We start from the raw sequence: 22445 nt of genomic DNA, 5'->3' as shown, positions 1-22445 counted from the left end.
CAATGATTTTATATCATCATTGAATTATGGAGATTGTCGGTTTCCCTTCAACTAACTTCAATAAAGTTTTTTGAAGAGCTCCCATTTTATAGAGAATAATAATGTATGTATTACTCCTGTTAAAAAGAAATGTATATTTCTGATCTCCTAGATTATGCAATCAATATATCAATTTATGTTATACGCTATCTTTTAATTAAGAAACTTTTTCATTTAGTCAATATTACATATTAAAAAAATGCTAAAGCCTTAATTATAGCAAGCTGTTAAAATGAGCGTCTATCAATTTTTTAAAACAATTATAAGATAAACCATATTAAGCAGTTTGTCAATTTCTTTATCCGTTTTTTAAGAGTTATTTGAATTACGATTTATTATACCTAAATAACTTCAAGTTTTTAATTATTAGCCTGTTAATAAAGTGCAAAACTTGTAGGTTTCTTAATCCTTCCACTAACCTTAAGGTATTTTTAAAATTTCTCCTCAAGATTATGAAGCAATTTAAAAATCATCACTCGTTCGCCTGTACGGGAGCTTATATCCGTATGAAAGCTTTTCACTTTCTCTCCAGTTAATTCTAGTATAATCTCTTTCAGATCATCAATTCCAGATTCAACTAGCTCCGAACGATTCTTCTTTATCGTTAGCATACCGTCTTTTGTTTCGCAAACACTATATTCAGCCGGCGTTAAAACACCTTGTAAATTTACGATAATCATATCCCGTAATATATCTGTCTTAACGGATATAGACCCGCGTCCTAGGTAGTCCTTTTCCCAGTGAGTAATTGCTTTGCTTATCTCTGATTCAATAGAGCCTTTTGAGCTTTTCATCTATGTATCCTCCTTCAATAAAATAAATTTACAATAACAATATAATAATCCGGATTGATTTTATTTTCAATTATTGAGAAGAATTTATTGGGATTGCAAAAAAGAACTCTTATAAAATTAAGAGTCCCTTTTATATTAAATGCGCTTTTCCTTAGTAATGTAACGCAAAATAGCACTTAGGCATTTGTAGATTTATACAACATATTTCGAAGCAGAATACAAATAAACCCTAATACTAATGCAAACATGCCTACAAATAAAATATATTTCGTTCCAATTTGTGCAATAATTATCCCTGCGATCCCAGTACCAATTGTAGTCCCTAAATTACAAGAAGTTAAAAATAATCCATTAGCGAAATCTGGTGAATTAGGTGCTGAAGACATCATCCAATATTGATTGACATTACCACCAATCCCGCCAAAAACACCCCAAATTACAATAAAAATTGCAGTTGGTATCGCAAGATCTGATACAAAGAAAAAGGAAAAATATAATATCATTAGAGCAATGGGATAAATGATTACCGTACGGACAGGAGCTATTGTCAGTAATCTCCCTGCAAGAATATTCCCGATAATATTTGCTAACCCATAAACAAATAGCATGATACTTATCATATACGGCGACATTTTCGTAACTACATCTAAATATTCGGTTAGATAACTATAAATTCCAAATACCGCTCCATTTAAAAAAGTTACAGCAAGTATGGATAGCCATGTGATACCTTTCGTTAAAATCTTAAGCTGCGAACCATAAGAAAGCTTTTCCTGAACAGGCATAGAGGGAATAAATACGATTGTCATAATAAACGCAAAAATATTAACAAGTGCAAAAAATGTTAATGATATTTCAAGTGTAAATACATTTGCTAAAAAGTTGACAATCGGTACACCTAAAACCATACCAGCTGAAACCCCAATAAACACTTTAGCAACTGCTTTTGGAGCTTCTTTTGCACTAACTGAAGTTGCTGCTACTGATAAAGCCATCGATACGTACACTGGATGAAAGAAAGCCGGAATTACTCGTGCAACTAAAGCAACTGTAAAATTCGTTGTAAAAATTGAAATAACGTTGCCGATAATAAAGATTGCTAGTACGAACAACATAACCGTTTTTCGATTTACACCCGAAAAAACTAAAGGAAGCGTTGGAGCCGCAATGGCAATGGCGAGCGCGAACAAACTAACCATTAAACTTACCTTCGAAACACTTACATCAAAATGATCTGATAATGCCGGAAGCAAGCCAATATATCCCATTTCAGTATTAAGAATACCGAAAACCCCTACTGCTAATATAAAAATTAATACACTTTTTGAATTCTTCATAAAAAACATTTCAACTCCTCTTTCACTTCTTATCAATGCTTTTGGTAATGTGATTATAAAATGGTATTATTGAGATAACAAATACCTATATTGAATACATTCCTATAACAAATAGGCATACGAAGGAGAAGAGTTTTTTGGACATACGTGTATTACGCTACTTCATTGCGGTAGCAACGCAAGAGAATATATCTGCTGCTGCAAATGCATTGCATTTATCTCAACCTACATTATCAAGACAGTTAAACAACCTGGAAGAAGAGCTTGGAACTACTTTATTTGTGCGAGGAAATCGAAAAATCACTTTAACAGACGAAGGTATGTTTTTATTAGATCGAGCAATAGAAATTGTGGATTTAGTAGAAAAAACAGAAGCTAATTTTAACCAAAAATCTGAAATTATTAGTGGAGAAATTCATATTGGAGCTGGAGAAACAGAGGCAATGCAGTTCATTGCACAAACTATAAAAAAAGTTGTTGCCCATCACCCTAACATTAAATTTCATTTATATAGCGGCAACGCTGATGACATTACAACAAAATTAGATAGTGGTTTATTAGATTTTGGTATCGTTATTGAGCCAGCAAATAAACAAAAATATGACTACTTAAAGTTGCCAGCTACTGATGTATGGGGCGTACTTATGCGAAAAGACAGTCCCTTAGCGGAAAAAGCTTATATCCATCCAACAGACTTACTAAATAAACCTCTTATCATATCAAGACAAACGGCTGTAAGTAATGAATTATCAGGATGGCTTGGAGAGGAAATTGAAAACTTGAATGTTATAGGTACATATAATTTACTCTATAATGCATCCTTACTCGTAAAAGAAAATATAGGGTACGCATTATGTATTGATAAGCTTATGAATACGTCTGAGGAAAGTACACTTTGCTTCCGCCCCCTATCTCCTAAGCTAGAGGCTGGACTAAATATTCTTTGGAAAAAACATCAAACATTCTCAAGTGCTACAAAGATTTTTCTAACATATTTGCGAGGAGGTATGTAAATATTTTTGATAAACTGTATAGACTTATTTCTAGGACACATATAGCTAAAAAAGAAAAAATCTTAGATTAATTCTTTTTTTAGCAATGTGGTGCTCCCTCATCACCATCGAACTATAAAAAGCAAATACCCCAAAACGAAAAAACAAGCCGTTGTCTGTCAAATACACACTGGATTTTCGTTCTGGGGTGCTATAAATGTTTTAATTTGATAGGTACGGGGGCTACCAGAAAAAGAAGCCTATACATGTACCACAAGCTTTTTATCTGTTGGCAGTTTGTTTGATCAATTCACTTTTACTATCTCTTTGCAGCATAATTCTCCCCACCGCTATAAGAATGGTAATAATTGAAGTGCGAAGAAGAATATTCATATCGTGTGATAGATTTCCCCCTCCAAAAATTATTGTTTGATATCCATCGGCTACATAAGTTCCAGGGAAAAAAGAACCTACAGTTTGATAAAAATTTGATAGCAATGCTTTTGGGACAATTACTCCAAAAGTAACCAATTGTATTGACAGTGATATGATATTAAATACCATACCAGCAGGACCGAATAGAACGATAAACATTTGTGTTACGCTTAAGAAAGAGAAAAAGACAAGAGTTTGGAAGATCCATGTTTCAAATAAGCTTGTATTCAATTTAACGTTAAATACGGTCATCAATAATAACGTGATAATAGCTAAAATAACAGATACGACAATATTAATAACTTGTCTTGAGAAAAATATAGACCATTTTCCGTGCGTGTTTTTTAATATTGTTGCAACAATATTAAGATTTAAACTCATAAGCATAGCTCCAACCCATGAAGCAAGAACAATTAAAAATGGAATCATGGTTGCTGCAAAGCCATCTGTATTGTTTGTTTTTTCGACAGATGATTGCACAGAATCAATGTTTAATGAACTTACAGCTTTCGTAATGTTTTCTGATAACTTTTGGGCCAATTCTTCTGACGGTATCACTGTACTTAGTTCGTTAGATAGGTTAGATGAAATAAACTTTTGTTTATACGCATATACATTTTTATTAACTGTTTGCGTAATATCCTTTGCCGCGCCTTCCATAATCTGTTTTGCCAAAGATGAGTTTGCTTGATTGATGAAATAGTTAATCTCTGTAGTATTATTTTCTTTCAATAGGCTTGAGAAATTTGCAGGAATTTGAATAACCATATCTAAGTTCCTGTTATCCATGTCTTTTTGGGCGTGCGTTACCGAGCTATAGCTTTTAACTTTAAAGGGCAGATTTTCCTTCAAGCTTTTTTCAATATCAGTTCCCATTTGATTATCTTCATTAACTAATCCGATTTTTAATTGGTTTACCCGATCAGTAACACCATCGTATGCAGTCATCCACACACAAAAGAAAATTAACAGAAAGGCAAATGCTGTTGCAATTCCAATGAATGTTGGGGGGAATTTAAAGAAATTTTTTAAAGTTTTCATTGTCGTACTCCTTGTTGTTTTATTATAGCAAGTACTTACTTGCATCCGGTGTAAAAAAAGACCTAGGGAGTTAGCCCCCTAGAAAATAGTTGGACACTGTGTTTTAGAAAAATCTCTTTTGAATTTGAAAATAAATTGTCCCCGAAGCGTGAGTTAGAAAGAAAGTAACCGAAATTCATCCAAATAAAGTTCATCGCCTGAGCTTCCATATCAGTTTCAATAAGCTTTCCCTTTTCTCTCATCTCAATAAAATATGAAACCAAATTATCTTTTAATTGTTTAGGAATTAATGCAATTTTTTCTTTAAGCTCTGGGAACATTTCAGCTTCCTGAAAACTAATCAAAATTAAATCCTTTAACTTTTCTATATATGCAAGATATCCTTCTGCAATAGATAGCAAGTCATCTTCAAGATTCCAAGTCATCTCTCCAGGCATTAATTTATTCAATTCCATATCACGCGATAAAGATTCGACAGCTTTTTCCATAATATTCTTTTTGCTTCCGAAATTCCGAAAGATCGTTACTTCGTTTACGCCCGCTAATTCCGAAATCGAGCGAGTCGTCGTTCCCTTATAGCCATGAGTACGAAATAGTTCTAAAAAAGCCTCAATAATACGTTCTGATGTATTTGTCATTTCATTCACGTTTCATCCAACTTTCACATAATCTTTATCCAAACCCGAATGCAAGTCGTTACTTGCACAAGTAGAATAAACCTTTTTGATTAAAAAGTCAACTTTATAAAAAAAGCCGATTTCTTTATCGTATAGGAAATCGACTTTTGGCTTAATTATTGATTTAGTAATAAAAACACCTTTTTAAAATAACTATGTTTATACTATAGACGTTGATCTTTTTGGAAGTTTAGACGAAAATGATCCTCGTCATTATATACCCCAAATCCATACCCTTGCTCTTTATAAAATTTAATAATTTCAGGAAGGGCTTGTAATGTTTGCGCCTTTTCATGCATTAAAACAACTTCTACTTCTTCTGTTGTTTGTTTCTTTACATTTTCGATAATCTGAGTTGGATTATCTTTTAATTTCCAATCATTTGAGTCTATTGTCCAATCCCAAACTTTTATTGCTGCTTCTACAATTTGGTTACGAATTTCCTCACCCTTTAATCCTGGTGCAGATCCATATGGTGGACGAACTAGTTTAGGAGTTGTACCCGTAATATTATGGATAAGAGCTAACGTTTCTTGCATTTCCGGTACAAATTGTCCCTTTTTGTATAGCTTATCACTATTATGTGTCATACTATGAGCACCAATATAATGTCCTTCTTTTACCGCTCGTTTTACGTTTTCCTGAAAACCTGTATTTTGTAAATTGCTACCTTGCATAAAAAATGTCGAGGCGACATGTTGCTCTTTTAGTACATCTAAAAATTTCCCAGTTAGTTCGCTAGGACCATCATCGAATGTTAAATAAACAACCTTTCCCACCGGTTTTCCATCAGGTCTTTTCTGTTTTGCTGGTGGTGTTTCTTTTTTCTTTTCTTGTTGTTGCGTGTTAACTTGATTACTACTTTCGTTAGCTATTCCCTTCGCTGGGATAGAGTTCCATTTTCCTATTAAAAAGAAGGTGAAAAAGGTCGTTGCTAAAACAACTCCTAGAGATATTATTACCTTAGTTAGTCGACTTGTTTTTTTCTTACTTTGTGATTCTTTCATTATTTTTCGATCCTTTCCCTATTAATTTTTATATTCATTATTTATACGGCTGAGCATTAACTCCAGCTGATGTTTACAATAAATAGATTAATAGAGGAAGGTGAAGATAAAATGCAGATCATGTCGAATTTAGTTAAAGAATAACGTATGGCATCCACTCTTTAAAAAAATATTTGTTTCTCTACTACAGTTAAATTTGAAAACTGGATATACATCCAAAATAAAAAATACTACTCTTTCTAAACAATATTTTTATATCAATATAATAACATGCTGGTATAAAGATAAAATACAAAGATAGCCGCACTATTGAAATTCTATTATAATTTTGTAATTGGAATTCATTTGAACCAAATGAAGAACTAGAAGAAATATTATTATGTGGAGGTGCCCCGATGAACCTTGTAATTAGAGAGTTAGAAACAAATGATCTAGATAATCTCCCGGAGATTGATGACAGTTTTATAGTGAATGCTCGGTTAATTCTTTCTCTTTCCAAAGGAAATAAACGTATAGAATATACAGTAGAAGACGTTCCGAGTTATGAAAAAAGTTATTTACAAAATCAAGATGATAATGAAGAACTGGCTTACAATGAATATATAAATAAACCTAATCAAGTCATTTACATAGCACTGTTACATAACCAAATCATTGGATTAATGGTATTGAAAAAGAATTGGAACCACTATGCTTACATAGAAGATATAACGGTAGATAAAAAATATCGTACACTCGGAGTTGGTAAAAGATTAGTTGATCAAGCAAAGCAGTGGGCAAAAAAAGGCAATATGCCAGGTATCATGCTTGAAACGCAAAATAATAATGTCGCAGCATGTAAGTTCTATGAAAAATGCGGATTTGTAATTGGTGGGTGTGATTTTCTTGTTTATAAAGGTTTGGATATTGAAAATGATGAAGTTGCAATTTATTGGTATTTGCATTTCAAATGAAACTGTTTTTAACATTAAACAAAGTCAAAATAAAAACCCCAATCTCTCTATATTAAAATTGAGAAACTGGGGTTAAGTTATTTAACCATATTTTTTATTTAAAACAAATAACTAATTAATAATCCTGCTGATAATAAGAAGCCAAAAATCGTATTTGTCATCGCTGTTGATTTCATTGCGATGCGCATATACCCAGGATCCTTTGCCCCTTTTTGGAAACTTTGAATCGCAGAAATTGGCTTTCTCAAACCTAGGAACATAACTAATGCCCAAGGGCTTATATAACCCATTAATACAATTACGGCAATCCATAAATACGCAATGAAAAAGGCTACCGCTAGTGTTACCACAGCTTTCTCTCTCCCAAGGAGGATTACTAATGTCTTTCTTCCACCTTTAATATCTTCTTCGATATCTCTGATGTTATTCGACATATTGATTGCACCGACTAAAATTCCAATTGGAATGGAAATCAATACACTTTCAATCGTTATCGTATTCGTTTGAATAAAGAAAGCAATGAGTACAAAACATGTCCCCATTAACAATCCAGAAACTAATTCTCCAAACGGGGTGTACGCAATTGGTAGTGGACCACCTGTATATAAATAGCCAACTGCCATCCCAATTAAACCAATAACCACTAACCACCAACTACTATTCATACAAATATAAATGCCAATAAAAGCTGCTACGACATATAATAAAAGCGCAACTGTTAACACATTTTTTGGCTTCAATCCATGACGGACAATTCCGCCACCGATGCCAACGGATTCAGCGGTATCTAATCCACGTTTGAAATCATAGTACTCATTAAATAAGTTCGTTGCTATTTGCAATGCTAAACATGCAACCATCATCGCAATAAATAACAGCCAATCAATTTTGGCAACATAAAGTGATGCCACTGTTCCTAAAATTACAGGAGAAAACGTCGCCGTTAATGTATGTGGGCGCGTCATCTTCCATATTAATTTAGCGGAACTAATTTCTTTTTCTGTCCCCATAACTCTGTTCAATCTCCCTACATTTTAAGTATAAATTACTAGCAGTATCTTTCTATCTATTTCCTGCCACGCATCCATTCATTATATCAATAAATGATTATCCTTTCTAACAAATCAACTTTTAATAAAATAAAAATTATAAAATGAAACTTTAATCAGTAGGAGTTTTGGCATCCCGACTGATTATTAGTACATATGAGTTGGGCTTTTATGGGCAGCCCCCCCTCCCATTTAAAATAGGATAAAAAAGAAAGCAAATTACTTCCAAACAACACCTCGCCTCTCATATTCCATTCTGTATTCAACGGCAGCCGCAATTTTAGGGCTTGCGAATCTTTCCGTGATCCAAAGCCCCAAATCAACTCCTGAAGTGACTCCTCTTGCAGTGATAACATCCCCTTGATCCGCAATTCTGTAATGAAGAAGCTCTGCCCCGTATTCACTCATTTCATCCTGTGCCAAATAGTGCATCGTTGCCTTTCGACCGTTCAATATACCAGAGGCAGCTAATAGCATACCTCCTGTACACACACCAGCAACGATTGTTCCTGCATTGTGCATCTCGCTAATCATTTTAGTCAAAGTTCCAAGCTCTGCTTGCTTTCGTGCCCCATGCTCTGCTTTATGATTCCAGCCACCACCAGGTACAATTAACAAATCTGGACGATTCTCCATTCGTAAAAAATCATGTAGTTTAACTGTAACTCCAAACGAGGTAATAACTTCCTGCTTTTGTTCACTCGAAACGAATTCAACTATAAATGGAGCCCCTTCTTCTATAGCTCTTTTCAGTACCTCAAACGGTGCGAAAGAGACAAGTTCTCCGAAACCATCAAACAATACTATTTGTATTTTCATTTTTAGAACACATCCTATGGTTTCTTATTTGAGTCCCAGACTAGGAGAATACATGTTATGTACAAGTTAATAATGAAGATAGTCTTTCTCCCCTCACTCTATAAACTTCCAAATGTTCTTCTAATTCCCTCTCATCACTTATTACACCTAGCGTTTTCTTCACAAAATTCCAATTCAAACTACCGGATAACCATAACAAGGAAGAAAATCTCTTATAATCATTTGGTGTTAAAATATTATGGGCCTTATACCCTACTAAAAATGAACTAGCAACCTTCGAACACACCTCATGAGACTGTACTCGTTCTGTTCGAGAATACCATTTTATTAAAAAGGCTAGTCCTTCAATGCGGTCAACATAACTAATAGATTCAAAATCCACAATTCCTTTTACCTTTTGACTTGAGTCCCATAAAACATTCAAAGGATTTAAATCTGTTTGTACGATAAATTCTAGTTCACTCGTATATGCGCACTCTATATGATATTTAGCAAGATCTATATACTCCCGCAATTCCTTACATGCGCTTGCCCTACTTTCTAATATATTAATAAACTCAACATACCCATCCAAATGAGATATCTTTTGAAAAATTGAGCTTTGAAATTCGCAAGAAATATCATGAATCTTTCTTGCTTCCTTTCCGAAGGCTTCTACAATATTTTCTGTGCAATGCGTAATATGTTCTCCCTCAATCCAATTAGACAATACAAATCGGTATTGTTCATCATTCCAAGCGACAAGTGTAAATGGCTCTCCTGCCCTATTCTTGTTTATCTGCATAAAAGGAATTTCATGTTCGCGCAAATAATAGGTAAACCGTACTTGCTCTATCAGTTGTTCGTTTGATAACGCCCCAAAGGCTGGATTGATTGTTCGCTTGCTATTTATAAATCTTGCGGAATATCGCTTTCCATTTACCATTATTTTATAATGCAGATCCGTATTCCAACTATCCTTATGCAATTCTTCTTCCACTGCTAGTGAATGAATTTCTTTAAAATAATTTATTAATATGTCTTTTATTATGTGTTTCATTCTATTCTCCTTTCATGCAAAAATTATAGTAGCCTTCTATCTATGTAGATGAAAGAAGGCTACTAAATCTTTTTTTAAATTTAGATATTTCATAGTGAATATATTATTGATTAAATAATACATTTGTTTAATACAAGTACTCCGTAAGAAAATTAACCGTCATAATGTAATTAACAAAGTGAGGATTTTCATTTAAATTTTATAAAACTCAAATGTATTCTTTTCTAAACATATTGTTTCATCAGAAGTTTTGATAATGATATCAAAACGCTGACTATACGAATGCATAAATACTTCATATTGAATCCGTCGTTCTTCATGAGACTGCCTTAAATAACTTATATCCGCTCCCCTTTCAGCTATATCCCGGCTTGATCTTCTCATTAGTTCCGTTTCGCCATCTGTATAAAAATAAATTTTCAAATCAAATAAATCAGGGTTAATAAATGCGGCACTCATTCCCTCCACAATCGTTACTTTATTTTTCGAAGAAATCAACTTACTTTTCATATAATGCGTATCTATCGTATAAAAATCTAGCCCAGCTCTAACCATCTGAATATCTCTTTCTAAAGCTGCCAAATAGTGTGCCGCTGGATGACAAGCTGTCATTTTATAACGATGATTTTCATTTTGATATGTATAGTGAATCACTGCATGCTTACGGATATCTGAACTGACAATGTAAGGATCTGTATTAATATAATTTACTTCATTTTGATTTAGTAGATTTACGAGTCTATTAGCAAACGTTGTTTTTCCAGCTGCACCATGTCCTGAAATACCAATAACAATTTTTTCATCGCTCATCCTTAACCAATTTATAATTTCTTGTAACAACTTATCCATCATTCTCCCCCTTGCGCTAATATACTACCCTTTATTTCAACATCCGAAAATCCCTTTATTAAATTATACATAAAACAAGGAAGATATTGTAATTATTCATCATACCATCTCTAATTCTAAACAACTATATTATCTTTTAAATGAATTTATTATTTGTGAACACCTACATGATTAAATAGATTTCTAATTTTATCAATTCAATAGAATACCCTCTATTTTCCGGTAATTTATGCGAACCAATACAGTCATGACTATGTACAATAAAAAAAGAGCCAATCCCCTATAAGATAGAAGATTGACTCTTTCCTTTATTTACTCCCCTGTTTCAGAGAATCGCTTTATACGTTCACCAATTTCATCACGAACACGTTGAAATTCAGACCACTCTTTTCCTGCTGGATCGTCGAATCCCCAGTGAACACGATTTACATGCGGCGGAGTAGATGGGCATACAGCATCTGCATGACTACACAGCGTAACGACTAAATCAGCACTATTTAAAATATTTGCATCAATTATATCTGATGTTTGATTTGTTATGTCGATATTTACTTCGTTCATTGCTTTAATTGCATTTGGATTTACTCCATGTGCTTCGATTCCTGCCGAATACACACTCCACTTATCTCCTAAATATTTCTTCCCCCACGCTTCTGCCATTTGGCTTCGGCACGAATTTCCTGTGCATAAGAAATAAATTGTCTTTTTGTTTTCCATGTTGTTTTCCGCCTTTGTTTTTAAATTATACTGGTTGATCATTAAAATATTTACGCTTAAACCAAAAAGCGACGTTTACAAGCGCAATCATTACAGGTACTTCCACTAACGGCCCAATAACAGCTGCAAATGCTGCACCTGAATGAATACCAAACACACCAACTGCTACTGCAATCGCTAGCTCAAAGTTATTACTACCTGCTGTAAATGCTAACGTTGTAGTCACTGGATAGTTTGCACCAATTTTTCTTCCCATAAAGAAAGAAACAAAAAACATGACAATAAAATAGATTAATAACGGAATTGCTATTCTTACTACATCTAATGGTACGCTAACAATCATTTCCCCTTTTAAAGAGAACATAACGATGATTGTAAATAGCAATGCAAGTAATGTAAGTGGACTAATTTTAGGTATAAACACCTTTTCATACCACTGTTTTCCTTTTAACTTAACTAGTACAAAGCGTGTCAACATACCTGCTATAAAAGGAATTCCCAAATAGATAAATACTGATTTTGCTACTTCTATCATTGTAATATCGACAATAGCCCCTTCAATCCCTAACCATTCTGGAATTACAGTTACAAATACGTATGCATAAACTGAGAAAAAAAGCATTTGGAATACCGAATTAAAAGCAACTAAACCTGCCGCATACTCTTTATCCCCATCAGCAAGATCGTTCCAAACAATAACCATTGCAATACAACGTGCTAATCCAATCATAATGAGACCAACCATGTATTCTGGTTTATCAGGAAGAAAAATAATTGCTAACACAAACATAAGTACCGGACCGATAATCCAGTTTTGTACTAAAGATAGAACTAACACTTTTACATCTTTAAATACTCGGCCCATTTCCTCATAGCGAACTTTCGCTAATGGTGGATACATCATTACAATTAAACCAACAGCAAGTGGAATAGACGTCGTTCCAACTTGTAATGTATGTAGTCCGTCTACTACACTAGGAAACACAAACCCTAAACCAATCCCAACAGCCATCGCTAGAAAGATCCATAGTGTTAAATAGCGGTCTAGAAAAGATAAACGTTTCATTTTATTTTCCAGCTCCTATTAACAACAAGAATTTTTTTCTACTACTTTAGAAGTCGTACAACAAGATGGATCTTCTATTTTGTGAACATCACTATCTGCTTTTGTATAAAAGAACTCCCACTCATTACCATCGGGATCCGTTACCCAAAACTTATCTTGTACTGCATAGCAACAAGTCGTATCCATCTCATCACGCGCGAAGAAACCTTCTTTTTCTAATCGTTCTTTATGCAATGTAATTTCTTCAGCTGTATCCACTTGGAAACCGAAATGATTTACTTGGTTTCCCTTCACTTCATCTCTTACGTTCAGCGTGAAGTTAAGTCCTGGCGTCTCTAATAAAAATTTTGCATAATCTGTTTTCACTTTAACTGGTGATACACAAAATACCTTTTCATAAAATTCAATAGACTTCTCTAAATTCGTAACGTTTATACCGACGTGAACATATCTCATACCTTATTCCTCCTTTATATATATCTTTAATCAATTTTTTTTGATTAATAGTGCAAAATTTTAACAGCAGCTACCTTTTCCTGTTTTTCTAAAGATACAACACAATTCTTCTGATAATAAATTATTCACTTCCGCATCATTTAAATCATAATAACTCCACGTACCTTTTGTTTCTTTTACAATTAAACCCGCATCTAATAAAACCTTTAAATGATAGGACAACTTAGATTGCGTCATTTCAAAAACCTCTGTTAAATCACATACACACGTCTGGCCCCGCTGGCAAAGCTCATACATGATTTCTAAACGTTTTTGATCAGCCAACGCTTTAAACTTTTTCTCATATAACTGAAAATTTTGTGCCACTGTAGTTCACTTCCCTTCATCAACTTTTTTTGATGTTTATAGTATATACGCTAGTGAGTTTATTATGCAACTTATTAATCAATTTTTTTTGATTTAGAAAAACTTCCTCCCATTATATCTTTGTTACAATTAAAAAAGACCATAGCTTTTTCAAAAATGAAAAACTACGGTTCTTTTTACAACTTAATAGTTACAATATTTCCGAGGAATGGAGTCTCTATAATTGTTTTAAATGTTAATTTGACCATTATAGAGTAGTGCCCCATTACCATCAAGCTAAGAAAAACAAATACCCCAAAATGAGAAAAATCGATATAACTCTTCAGCAAATAAAGATAACTCTTGTTTTTAGTGCATAATCATAAAAAGCACGTCACCCTTTCTCATTAACATAAGAGAATAGTAACGTGCTTTCAATTTCAAAAATAGTCTAAATCCTTAAGTTGATGGTTGTGGGGCGGGCCCCAATAAGAACGGTATCTAAGATTGTATGAAAGGTGTTAGTTCCATTCAAAAGGCCTCAGCCGACGATTAACTCAAGTACCGGTTTCGGATGACTCCCATGTGATGAAGTTCGTGTCCTGCGATGCCGTACGCGAGGGCGCGCGCCGTAATGCTTAGGTTGTTGGCTGTACCCTTGCGGTTCCACGCCTCCGCCGGTAGCCCGCGCAGCAATGTGATCGTTGATTGCCGGACGGCCTGGTAGTCTTCGGCCAGTTGCGCGATTGTCCAGCTTCCGAAAGGAGGCATGAACAATTCCTGATCGAAACCGGTCAGCGGCGTCTGGTCCCCTCTTGCGAAACGGAGCAGGCGGTAGGTCATGACACGTTCCGCGTCTGTAATGTGGCCCACAACTTCTTTCAGTGTCCATTTTCCTTCCGCATACCGATATGCGGCCTGGCTTTCGGTCAACGATGCCAGGAACTCGGTCATTTGCTTTTCCTGAGCGAGCAGAATGTCGATGATGTTACCGTCTGGCACCAAACGGATATATTCGCCGGAGCTCCCAGCGTATTCTTCTTCTGATGGTCTTTGATTCATGCGTAGTCACCTCTTTATGTATATATAGAAAATTATAGCACTCGTCTATGTCTAATAAATTCGCGAAATGATAGAACTTCCCTTCTAATAATTGAGGCTAAGCAACTATTTAGTCGGTCGCCACACTATCCTGATTCCTTAGCGCAATAAGCAATTCTAATCAATAATGCATAAAAATTAGAAGTTATACAATATTTCAAAGTTATTAATATATATTAGTTTATTCCGAAACACACATAAATATATTTTGTCGAAACTATTAAAAAGGGAGAATTTCTCTAGCTGAAGAATTAATAATTGTGTTACCAATATGTAAAAATCTCAATTTAAAACTAAAGGAGAACAAAATGGGACAAATAATTGTATCGATGTACCTCTCACTAGATGGTGTCATTGAGGAACCAGCTTGGACTGCTCCATACTTCAATGAAGAAGTGGCAAAGTTTCAATCCAATTTACTGTTTGAAAGTGAAGCTCTTCTACTAGGGCGAGTAACCTATCAAGGTTTTGCAGCTGCTTGGCCTTCTATGACTGATGAAGAAGGTTTTGCTGATAAGATGAACAGCATGCCTAAATTTGTTGCTTCAACAACTTTGGAAAAAACCGAATGGAATGCAAATCTTATCAAGGGTAATATTGTAGAAGAAATATCGAAACTGAAGGAACAGCCTGGTCAGAACCTTTTAATCTATGGCAGCAGTGATCTTACACAAACATTAATGCAACATGACCTCATTGATGAATATCACTTTATAGTCAATCCCGTTATCGTAGGGAGCGGAAAGCGTCTCTTTAAAGACCAGAACAATACAAAAGCATTAAAACTTATAGAAACAATAACGACCAGTTCAGGTGTCGTTATTCTTTCCTATCAGCCGGAGAAAAAAGAATAATTACTGATAAATTATATAAACAAAAAAACTCATCAGAATAAATCCTGCTGAGTTTTTTTATAAGATAATACATATATTAATTTATAAAAATTACACGGGTTAGTACTTTATCAGTCATACCTACATAGGCATCGGATATTCCATATGTTTGCCCTGTTTGGAGAGAGCTCATTAATACCTCCATATCTAGCTGTATATACTCTGTACCTTTCTTTATTCTTCCATCCTGAAAATAATCAGGTTTGCAATTTTTACAGCCCATACAAAGACAAGGATCCAGAGAGTAATGATAATAATGCCTGTTATCCAATTCTTTGGTTTGCTTATTGTCTGTCTTTCCTCTACCTTTCTTTTACAATCCTCCAACACTTCTTTAGGAATAAGTTTTAATGCCAAGTATACACCTAATGGTACAAGAATCAAATCATCAAGATACCCCAAGATTGGAATGAAGTCTGGGATTAAATCTATAGGACTAAAAGCATACGCAACAACAAGCATTGTAAATAATTTAGCATACCAAGGGACTCTTTCATCTCGATATGCCAAATAAAGTACAAGAAGTTGTTTTTTTAAGTTTCTAGCCCATTTTTTCATTTTTTGTATGATAGATATTTTTTCTTCTGTTTCTATCGGTTTATTTTGATTCAAATTATTCCTCTCCCATTTTATTACTTCGTACATCTTCTCAGAATTGTTCTTATTAACTGTATAATAATTGCGTAGCTACTATTGAGTCTAATACTTTATTTTAATAAAAACTATTTATAATATAAAACCTAATGATCAGTCTACATTTTAATAATCAATAAATTAGAAAGATAAGGGATAAGAAACACGTTTAAATCAACTAGGTTTAATCTAATCCAGTTTTTAAGTGGGAACAAGCATGTGAGGGAGGGATCCCCAGATTTTCGTTCTGGGGTATTCTTTAATTTTAACCTGATAGACATAGGAGAAAACTTCTAATTTAGTAATTTGTGCAGTACAAGCTGTAACTAAATCTATTAATCTGACATACCATATAAATGTAACTTTAAATCAATAAAAAGTTGCAAAGGAGGCGAATATAAAATGGCATCATTTGAAATTGGAGCAAGATCTCTTTTTAATTTTCGAAACGAACGCTTTTTCTTATTAGTTGAAGATGAAATTACAATTCCAGATAAAGGTGTAGAAATTGATCCAGTTAATATCTATGAAATTGACGAGCAAACTTTCGATTTTATCAGAGATGAAGGAGATACACCTGTAATTGAACCAGTTGATACACTTCCAACTGTACCACCTGAATTTAAATTAGAACGAAAATGTATTTTCACAGTCGATAATTCATACTTTGTAATATACGATTTAGAAGATGGAACTGATAACAACGTCCTATTAAGAATCAGTGCAGCATTATTTAATTCATTAAGAAATTCTGGTGTTCGTGAATGTTTTCCTCAAATTTTCATTTAAGAACTTAAATTAATTAGACCTCAAATGGAATACTCTTTGAACAATTTAACCCCTCGTAGTTTTCTACAAAGGGTTAAATTGTTATGTAAAAAGTTTTTTAATTATTAGCAGTTTTTGGCGGTTCGACAGGTACGATTGCTAGTCCAATTCGAGCAACCTAAGAAAAGCAAATACCCCAAAACGATAAAACTAGCAGCTCTAGGTGAAAATGTACAATTTTTTGTTTTGGGGGCACTTTAAAATGTTAGCTTGATAGGCTTGGGGTGGGACCCCAAACAGTACAATTTTATTTCAAAGACAACGATCTTACTACACACTTTTTATTTATCTCACACTCTCATATGCTAGTATTACTATTTTTTATTACTAATGTTGCCGTTTCACTCGGATGGCTAAGAGGAAAATGATGGCCATATGGAACAAAATCAACCTTACCAAGATGCGATGGAGCAGAATAGCCTCTGTCATACTCCCCCCAAATAATGTGAAGATTATACTTTGTTACTTCATTGAAATCACCTTGATTATTTTTTAGTAGCAAACTGTTAAGCTGGACCGTAGTATTTAAAATTCTAGGAGAAGTAAAACTGTTTCTTATTTTTTCAATATAATGTTCAGGGATACTCTCGATACTTTCAAACAAACCATTACTTAATAAATATCGCCCTATCAAATTAGTAGTTGCCAATTTTAATGTCCATTTGTTCATAAATTGAGGAACATTTAGCGATTTAGCATTTTTTTTAGCAACAGGTGGCTGAAGTAAAGTGATTGCATACTTCTTATCTATGTACTCTTTTACCAATGCTTCTAGAAGAATAAACGCACCGAATGAATGGCCAATTAGATGTGCACCATTCGCAGCTTTCTCCAATAACTTTTTCACTACATTCAAATAGATATCTAGAAGATTTTTCTCCCGTTTAAAGGGAGAACGTCCCAAACCTGGAAGATCCAAGATCCATACAGGTTGACCAGTTTTTTCATGAAGCTCTTGTGCTAAAGGAAATAAATCCTCTCCATCACTCAATAAACCATGTAATAAAATAAAGGGTTTACCCTCTCCTTGTAATTGGTAAAGGGTATTGTTATCGCATAATGTTCGTTTAAATACATGATTATGCTGGCCATATTGATACATCATTCGATAATCCAGATCAGCTACTACGGCAGGGAAAAATTTCATTACACTCGTCTCCTTAAACCAATCTCCTCCCATAATTTTTTTCGCTGAAACATTTGAAAATTTTCGTTTTGTAATAAAATTCAGTCCATCAGAAGGAATTTTTGTTATTTTACTTACTCCACTATTCATAATTGCTTTCATAAGTGGCATTGGGACAGAGATTTTTGGTGCCCTCATATTCATACTTTCCGACATAATACTTAATAACTCAGCAATGTTCTGATCGTGCTGTTTGTCTTCAACAAGTGTATATGTTTGAATAGTCGGTTGCTCCAATCTGAAAACCTGCACAATAAACTTCGCAAGCTCATCGTTTGAAATAAGTGGTAACCTGTATCCCTTACCTCCAGGAATCACTGGCATGAGCCCTCTTCGCATACTCTTCACAAGCAAACCTAATCCTGCTATCTGCTCTGTACTCCCTGTTTTACTACTACCGACTACAGTTGGCGGATTAATTACAGAAAGCGGATAACCTACTGCTGATGCCTGCTGACGGATATAAAGATCTGCTAAAAATTTTGTTCTCTCATATGGATTTTTTATTTTCAAATAATTATTTCCTTCTTGAAACACATCAATTGCAATCTTGCTATTTTTATCATCAAAGGGACTCATATAACCTACAACATGAATAAATTGTTGCAAGCCCTTCAATTGATGAATACTTTTAGCTAATTCACTAATATGTTTGGCACCATTTAAAAATACGGAAGCTGCCTCTTTACTTGTCGCTTGAATATCCATGGGGCCTCCTGCGTGAATAATCACATCCGTTTTCAATACCCTCTCCTTATCTTCAGCACTTAGACCTAAATCTATTTTCGTCAAATCACCTTCAATAAAGTGCATAACTTCCTTTTTTAAGATGCCTCTTTCTTGAAAAAGACGTATTGCTTTACTTTTCGACCTCACTAAAAGAAGAATTTTAACATCCTCTTTGGCTAATTCTTTCACTAATTGCTTTCCAATAAAGCCTGTTCCACCAGTTAAAAATACTGTTCTCATATAAAATCCCCCTTTTTAGTACTACTCAGTACTAATTTGATATAAAAAAAATGCTTCTTTTATCGAAGCAATTTTAAAAAATGATCTGCTGTTTTCGTGATTACAGTTGCATCCTTCAATGTTTCTGAAATAAATAACGCTCCTTCAAGATTTGTAATAAAAAGTGATGCAACCTCATCAATATGAATCGTATTTCTAAATTCTCCATTCTCTACCCCTTGTTTAAGTAATAGAGAAACTTTCTTTTGTAATCCTGTAAAAAAAAGACCTATTTTTTCTTTTATTTGCGTGGCCTGTTTAGGACTTTGAATATAAAGAGTAATAAATGGACAGCTCCCCTTATACTCTCTCGACTGAACTCCTTGTGATAATTGCTTTAAAAACAGTTGGATACGATCTTCAACTAAAAATTGCTTCTGAGAAAGTACGTCATCAATTGCAGATTGATACATTTCAATCCAATAATCAACGACCGCTTCTAATAATACTTCCTTATTAGAAAAGTGATAATACACATTAGACTTTGAAACTTTGCTTACACGTACTAATTCATCCATACTTGTATAAGCAAACCCTTTTTCTAAAAATAATGTTGCAGCTACTTCAATCACACGTCTTTGATTCATTAATTTTACCTTTGTCATAACTAGAACTATATAGTACTAATTTAAATATTACAAGTATTTATGTTCATTTAGAAAAAAGTTTGTTTAAAAAAGTTCCACTAACATTGATTTTACTGCAAAAAAAATCTTATTTTGAATAAAGTTGAACTGAACCCCGAAATCGTTAATTTACTATCGTCTAATAGGGGTCACCATACATACCCATCAACTTAAGAAAAAGAAATGCTCCCAAAATGAAAAAATGAGCAGCTTCTCAGAATAACTATCTGTAGAGAAAGAAAATTTTAATTTAGGGAGATATGAAAATATTAGTTTGATGGTGATGGGGTGCTCCCCTATGTCTATCAAGTTAAGATATTATATTATCCCCATAATGAAAATTGTTTGCATGACGTTATATTTAGAGTAATTATCTTGATTATTTTTAACATCCCCTTAATTCTTAAACTGATGTATTGGGAGACCACTCCATATACATCAGTTTTTAAAAATTAAATACTTTATTTACCAAGTTAATATAAATTGCCTTCGCATAAGAGACAGTAGAATTTCTAAATCTTCATTTTAATATTAATCAATTCAAGCGTATTCCTTCGAATGCATTTATTACCAAGTCATGCACATAGGAATCATCCAACTTTTCACCGGTTACTAGCAACCGATAGAAAATTGGTCCGTAAATGAGATCGATACTTAAGTCAACATCGAGATTTTCTTTTAATTCGCCCCTTTTAATTCCCTTCTCCAGGAGTTGTTTTGCTTGCAGGCGACGTGGCTGGAAATATCGAGTACGATATTCCTCTGCCAGCTTTGAATCAAATTGTCCTTCACCAACTAACTCAGTAATAATAGTCCCTTCACGACTTATCAAAAATTTGGTTAAACTTGTAGCATGAATTAAAATATCATTCAATGCTGAACCTGTGTCAGGTATAGGCAATCTAGCTGCGGCAGCAAAAAGAAAACCATCCATTACTACAGCAGCCTTATTAGGCCACCATTTATAAATTGTAGCTTTACTAACTTTAGCACGGTCTGCAATTTTATCGACTGTGACTGCTTTAAAGCCACTTTCCAGTAATAACTCATAAGATGCAGAAAGGATAGCTTTTTGGGTTTCGACATTACGTGGTCTACCTCTTTTACCTTGCACATTAATCATTCCTTCCAAGAATCATAAACTATACGTTTAGTATACTTAATATGAACAAAAAATAAAATAGCCTATTTACAAAACTAAACGTTTAGTATATATTTTAGTTAATTAATAAACTGAACGTACAGTTTGTTAATTGTTAAGGAATCTCGTAATAATCATGGCTTTATCTAAGTTCCAAAATACACCAAGGTAATTCTGAAATAAAAATATGGGGGAAATACTTATGTCTAATTTTAAAAATAAAGCAAGTGATAAGGAAATTTCATCGGGTTTAATCATTCTTCTGGCAACTGCATGTGGTATCATCGTGGCTAATCTTTATTATGCGCAGCCTTTAATTGGGGTAATTAGTAATGAAATTGGGCTTTCTAATAGTAGCGCTGGATTAATTGTAACGCTAACTCAAATTGGATATGTTGTTGGCTTATTATTTCTTGTGCCTTTGGGGGATATTGTTGAGAATAAAAAATTGATACTTATATTGTTATTTTCAAGTGCATTTGCACTCATTTCTATGGTTTTTGTAAAAAGCGCAACCTTGTTGTTAATTGCTTCATTCTTTATCGGACTGGGTTCGGTCGCAGCGCAAGTGCTCGTACCTCTTGTATCATATCTTTCATCTGAAAATGCACGCGGTCGCGTAGTTGGCAACGTCATGAGTGGTCTGTTATTAGGTATTATGCTTGCGCGACCGATATCTAGTTTAGTAGCCGGTATGTGGGGATGGAATGCAATATTTGCTTTATCTTCTACTGTAATTATTGTTTTGGCATTTGTATTATCGAAAGTACTCCCTACTAGGAAACCAAAGGCAAAAACAAATTATACCACCTTACTTAATTCAATGTGGCAACTACTACGAACTACTCCAATTTTACGCCGTCGTGCCATTTATCATGCTTGTGTATTTGGGGCTTTCAGCTTATTCTGGACCACTGTTCCATTATTATTATCTAGTCCTGCTTTTCATTTTTCTCAGACTGCCATAGCATTATATGCACTTGTCGGAATTACAGGTGCAATAGCCGCTCCAATAGGTGGTCGTCTAGCTGATCTTGGCTGGACACGACCCGCCACTGGGATAGCTCTCACTGTTGTTATTATTTCTTTATTACTACCACTTATTATTCAAAGTAGTTCGCCCATCAGAATAGCTGTTTTAGTAATTGCTGCAATTCTGTTGGATATGGGAGTATCTGCAAACCTTGTGCTTAGCCAACGTTTAATTTTCTCGTTGAGTCCAGAAATTCGTAGTCGATTAAATGGGCTATTTATGGCTATTTTCTTTTTAGGAGGTGCAGTTGGATCCTTTATTGGAGGATGGGCATATGCCTTAGGAGGATGGAATCTAACATTATGGATAGGAATCACTTTTCCGGCCATAGCCTTGCTTTATTTCGCCACAGAAAAATAGTTCTATAATCAAATTATTTAC

The 22445-nt window shown here is 34.2% G+C and carries 23 protein-coding genes and 1 pseudogene; 5 read left to right on the top strand and 19 right to left on the bottom strand.

The annotated features are described in order from the left end of the window. Nucleotides 1-470 precede the first annotated feature (470 nt). The gene (locus ES895_RS16845) at nt 471-833 is read right to left on the bottom strand and encodes a Na-translocating system protein MpsC family protein (protein ID WP_000842548.1); all 363 of its coding nucleotides are present in this window, start codon (nt 831-833) and stop codon (nt 471-473) included. 176 nt (nt 834-1009) lie between these two features. Further along, the gene (locus ES895_RS16840) at nt 1010-2179 is read right to left on the bottom strand and encodes an MFS transporter (RefSeq protein ID WP_000465842.1); all 1170 of its coding nucleotides are present in this window, start codon (nt 2177-2179) and stop codon (nt 1010-1012) included. 128 nt (nt 2180-2307) lie between these two features. Here ES895_RS16840 and ES895_RS16835 point away from each other — a divergent pair, with 128 nt between their 5' ends. Further along, nucleotides 2308-3183 carry a LysR family transcriptional regulator gene (locus ES895_RS16835; protein ID WP_135238501.1) on the top strand — a complete coding sequence of 292 codons (876 nt, stop codon included), beginning with the start codon at nt 2308-2310 and terminating at the stop codon, nt 3181-3183. A gap of 261 nt (nt 3184-3444) precedes the next feature. Here ES895_RS16835 and ES895_RS16830 read toward each other — a convergent pair whose 3' ends face one another. The 3 genes from ES895_RS16830 to ES895_RS16820 all read right to left on the bottom strand — a co-directional run bounded on the left by ES895_RS16830 (nt 3445) and on the right by ES895_RS16820 (nt 6322). Continuing rightward, nucleotides 3445-4638 (bottom strand): YhgE/Pip domain-containing protein, encoded by a 1194-nt coding sequence (locus tag ES895_RS16830; protein WP_135238500.1) that lies wholly within the window; start codon nt 4636-4638, stop codon nt 3445-3447. 62 nt (nt 4639-4700) lie between these two features. Then, nucleotides 4701-5285: a TetR/AcrR family transcriptional regulator gene (locus tag ES895_RS16825; RefSeq protein WP_001004645.1), complete on the bottom strand. Its 585-nt coding sequence runs from the start codon at nt 5283-5285 to the stop codon at nt 4701-4703. A gap of 194 nt (nt 5286-5479) precedes the next feature. Then, nucleotides 5480-6322: a polysaccharide deacetylase family protein gene (locus ES895_RS16820; protein WP_087875550.1), complete on the bottom strand. Its 843-nt coding sequence runs from the start codon at nt 6320-6322 to the stop codon at nt 5480-5482. A gap of 395 nt (nt 6323-6717) precedes the next feature. On the opposite strand from ES895_RS16820, the gene satA reads away from it, so the two are divergent. Continuing rightward, nucleotides 6718-7275, top strand: coding sequence for a streptothricin N-acetyltransferase SatA (satA, locus tag ES895_RS16810; RefSeq protein ID WP_001054991.1), 558 nt, complete (start codon nt 6718-6720; stop codon nt 7273-7275). 98 nt (nt 7276-7373) lie between these two features. Here the strand turns inward: satA and menA are convergent, their stop codons facing one another. The 9 genes from menA to ES895_RS16765 form a co-directional block, all read right to left on the bottom strand. Then, nucleotides 7374-8285 (bottom strand): 1,4-dihydroxy-2-naphthoate polyprenyltransferase, encoded by a 912-nt coding sequence (gene menA, locus ES895_RS16805; protein ID WP_000536384.1) that lies wholly within the window; start codon nt 8283-8285, stop codon nt 7374-7376. A gap of 258 nt (nt 8286-8543) precedes the next feature. After that, nucleotides 8544-9143, bottom strand: coding sequence for a DJ-1/PfpI family protein (locus tag ES895_RS16800; RefSeq protein WP_000701553.1), 600 nt, complete (start codon nt 9141-9143; stop codon nt 8544-8546). A gap of 55 nt (nt 9144-9198) precedes the next feature. Beyond that, a complete protein-coding gene (locus ES895_RS16795) occupies nt 9199-10182 on the bottom strand; it encodes a phosphotransferase (RefSeq protein ID WP_135238499.1) in 984 nt (327 codons plus the stop codon). A gap of 192 nt (nt 10183-10374) precedes the next feature. Continuing rightward, entirely contained in the window at nt 10375-11031 is a 657-nt protein-coding gene (locus ES895_RS16790) for a uridine kinase family protein (RefSeq protein ID WP_000359537.1), read from the bottom strand. A gap of 312 nt (nt 11032-11343) precedes the next feature. Beyond that, complete coding sequence (gene arsC, locus ES895_RS16785) at nt 11344-11748, bottom strand: arsenate reductase (thioredoxin) (protein WP_135238498.1); 405 nt, start codon at nt 11746-11748, stop codon at nt 11344-11346. Between the two features lie 25 nt (nt 11749-11773). Further along, nucleotides 11774-12814, bottom strand: coding sequence for an ACR3 family arsenite efflux transporter (gene arsB, locus ES895_RS16780; protein WP_135238497.1), 1041 nt, complete (start codon nt 12812-12814; stop codon nt 11774-11776). A gap of 18 nt (nt 12815-12832) precedes the next feature. Continuing rightward, nucleotides 12833-13270, bottom strand: coding sequence for an ArsI/CadI family heavy metal resistance metalloenzyme (locus ES895_RS16775; RefSeq protein WP_098592882.1), 438 nt, complete (start codon nt 13268-13270; stop codon nt 12833-12835). A 60-nt stretch (nt 13271-13330) separates the two neighbouring features. Then, nucleotides 13331-13636, bottom strand: coding sequence for an arsenical resistance operon transcriptional regulator ArsR (gene arsR, locus ES895_RS16770; RefSeq protein WP_002062841.1), 306 nt, complete (start codon nt 13634-13636; stop codon nt 13331-13333). 531 nt (nt 13637-14167) lie between these two features. Further along, complete coding sequence (locus ES895_RS16765) at nt 14168-14677, bottom strand: DinB family protein (protein WP_001076310.1); 510 nt, start codon at nt 14675-14677, stop codon at nt 14168-14170. A gap of 347 nt (nt 14678-15024) precedes the next feature. Between ES895_RS16765 and ES895_RS16760 the strand changes: the two genes are divergently transcribed. Further along, entirely contained in the window at nt 15025-15570 is a 546-nt protein-coding gene (locus ES895_RS16760; protein WP_000529750.1) for a dihydrofolate reductase family protein, read from the top strand. A gap of 88 nt (nt 15571-15658) precedes the next feature. Here the strand turns inward: ES895_RS16760 and ES895_RS16755 are convergent. Both ES895_RS16755 and ES895_RS16750 read right to left on the bottom strand, forming a co-directional pair. Beyond that, nucleotides 15659-15823 (bottom strand): annotated as a pseudogene (locus tag ES895_RS16755) (IS4 family transposase); the annotation flags it as partial. Continuing rightward, nucleotides 15784-16221: a YkvA family protein gene (locus ES895_RS16750; protein ID WP_001075128.1), complete on the bottom strand. Its 438-nt coding sequence runs from the start codon at nt 16219-16221 to the stop codon at nt 15784-15786. The pseudogene ES895_RS16755 and the gene ES895_RS16750, both read right to left, overlap by 40 nt. Nucleotides 16222-16644: 423 nt before the next feature. Here ES895_RS16750 and ES895_RS16745 point away from each other — a divergent pair, with 423 nt between their 5' ends. Further along, nucleotides 16645-17031, top strand: a complete 387-nt coding sequence (locus ES895_RS16745; RefSeq protein WP_000135751.1) for a type 1 periplasmic-binding domain-containing protein — start codon at nt 16645-16647, stop codon at nt 17029-17031. Nucleotides 17032-17368: 337 nt separating this feature from the next. Here ES895_RS16745 and ES895_RS16740 read toward each other — a convergent pair whose 3' ends face one another. The 3 genes from ES895_RS16740 to ES895_RS16730 all read right to left on the bottom strand — a co-directional run bounded on the left by ES895_RS16740 (nt 17369) and on the right by ES895_RS16730 (nt 21013). Continuing rightward, nucleotides 17369-19225 carry an alpha/beta fold hydrolase gene (locus ES895_RS16740; RefSeq protein WP_087948653.1) on the bottom strand — a complete coding sequence of 619 codons (1857 nt, stop codon included), beginning with the start codon at nt 19223-19225 and terminating at the stop codon, nt 17369-17371. A 59-nt stretch (nt 19226-19284) separates the two neighbouring features. Then, on the bottom strand, nt 19285-19851 hold the full coding sequence (locus ES895_RS16735; RefSeq protein WP_061654899.1) for a TetR/AcrR family transcriptional regulator: 567 nt from the start codon (nt 19849-19851) through the stop codon (nt 19285-19287). A 574-nt stretch (nt 19852-20425) separates the two neighbouring features. Next, nucleotides 20426-21013 carry a TetR/AcrR family transcriptional regulator gene (locus ES895_RS16730; protein WP_002062846.1) on the bottom strand — a complete coding sequence of 196 codons (588 nt, stop codon included), beginning with the start codon at nt 21011-21013 and terminating at the stop codon, nt 20426-20428. Between the two features lie 220 nt (nt 21014-21233). Between ES895_RS16730 and ES895_RS16725 the strand changes: the two genes are divergently transcribed. Then, a complete protein-coding gene (locus tag ES895_RS16725; protein ID WP_135238496.1) occupies nt 21234-22424 on the top strand; it encodes an MFS transporter in 1191 nt (396 codons plus the stop codon). The last annotated feature ends 21 nt before the right edge of the window (nt 22425-22445 follow it).

It is taken from the genome of Bacillus sp. 007/AIA-02/001 (assembly GCF_004634455.1).
Taxonomy (GTDB): domain Bacteria; phylum Bacillota; class Bacilli; order Bacillales; family Bacillaceae_G; genus Bacillus_A; species Bacillus_A cereus.
Note: the sequence above shows the minus strand (reverse complement) of the source record. Positions and strands in the feature narration are given on the sequence as shown.

Bases quoted from the DNA above. Each gene is read 5' to 3' on its own strand.
- ES895_RS16795 (WP_135238499.1), bottom strand. From the start codon at position 10,182: ATGAAACACATAATAAAAGACATATTAATAAATTATTTTAAAGAAATT.
- ES895_RS16765 (WP_001076310.1), bottom strand. From the start codon at position 14,677: ATGAATCAAAGACCATCAGAAGAAGAATACGCTGGGAGCTCCGGCGAA.
- ES895_RS16745 (WP_000135751.1), top strand. From the start codon at position 16,645: ATGGCATCATTTGAAATTGGAGCAAGATCTCTTTTTAATTTTCGAAAC.
- ES895_RS16845 (WP_000842548.1), bottom strand. From the start codon at position 833: ATGAAAAGCTCAAAAGGCTCTATTGAATCAGAGATAAGCAAAGCAATT.
- ES895_RS16800 (WP_000701553.1), bottom strand. From the start codon at position 9,143: ATGAAAATACAAATAGTATTGTTTGATGGTTTCGGAGAACTTGTCTCT.
- ES895_RS16740 (WP_087948653.1), bottom strand. From the start codon at position 19,225: ATGAGAACAGTATTTTTAACTGGTGGAACAGGCTTTATTGGAAAGCAA.
- ES895_RS16775 (WP_098592882.1), bottom strand. From the start codon at position 13,270: ATGAGATATGTTCACGTCGGTATAAACGTTACGAATTTAGAGAAGTCT.
- ES895_RS16730 (WP_002062846.1), bottom strand. From the start codon at position 21,013: ATGATTAATGTGCAAGGTAAAAGAGGTAGACCACGTAATGTCGAAACC.
- ES895_RS16830 (WP_135238500.1), bottom strand. From the start codon at position 4,638: ATGAAAACTTTAAAAAATTTCTTTAAATTCCCCCCAACATTCATTGGA.
- ES895_RS16725 (WP_135238496.1), top strand. From the start codon at position 21,234: ATGTCTAATTTTAAAAATAAAGCAAGTGATAAGGAAATTTCATCGGGT.
- ES895_RS16840 (WP_000465842.1), bottom strand. From the start codon at position 2,179: ATGTTTTTTATGAAGAATTCAAAAAGTGTATTAATTTTTATATTAGCA.
- menA (WP_000536384.1), bottom strand. From the start codon at position 8,285: ATGGGGACAGAAAAAGAAATTAGTTCCGCTAAATTAATATGGAAGATG.
- ES895_RS16735 (WP_061654899.1), bottom strand. From the start codon at position 19,851: ATGAATCAAAGACGTGTGATTGAAGTAGCTGCAACATTATTTTTAGAA.
- arsB (WP_135238497.1), bottom strand. From the start codon at position 12,814: ATGAAACGTTTATCTTTTCTAGACCGCTATTTAACACTATGGATCTTT.
- ES895_RS16760 (WP_000529750.1), top strand. From the start codon at position 15,025: ATGGGACAAATAATTGTATCGATGTACCTCTCACTAGATGGTGTCATT.
- arsC (WP_135238498.1), bottom strand. From the start codon at position 11,748: ATGGAAAACAAAAAGACAATTTATTTCTTATGCACAGGAAATTCGTGC.
- ES895_RS16820 (WP_087875550.1), bottom strand. From the start codon at position 6,322: ATGAAAGAATCACAAAGTAAGAAAAAAACAAGTCGACTAACTAAGGTA.
- satA (WP_001054991.1), top strand. From the start codon at position 6,718: ATGAACCTTGTAATTAGAGAGTTAGAAACAAATGATCTAGATAATCTC.
- ES895_RS16790 (WP_000359537.1), bottom strand. From the start codon at position 11,031: ATGGATAAGTTGTTACAAGAAATTATAAATTGGTTAAGGATGAGCGAT.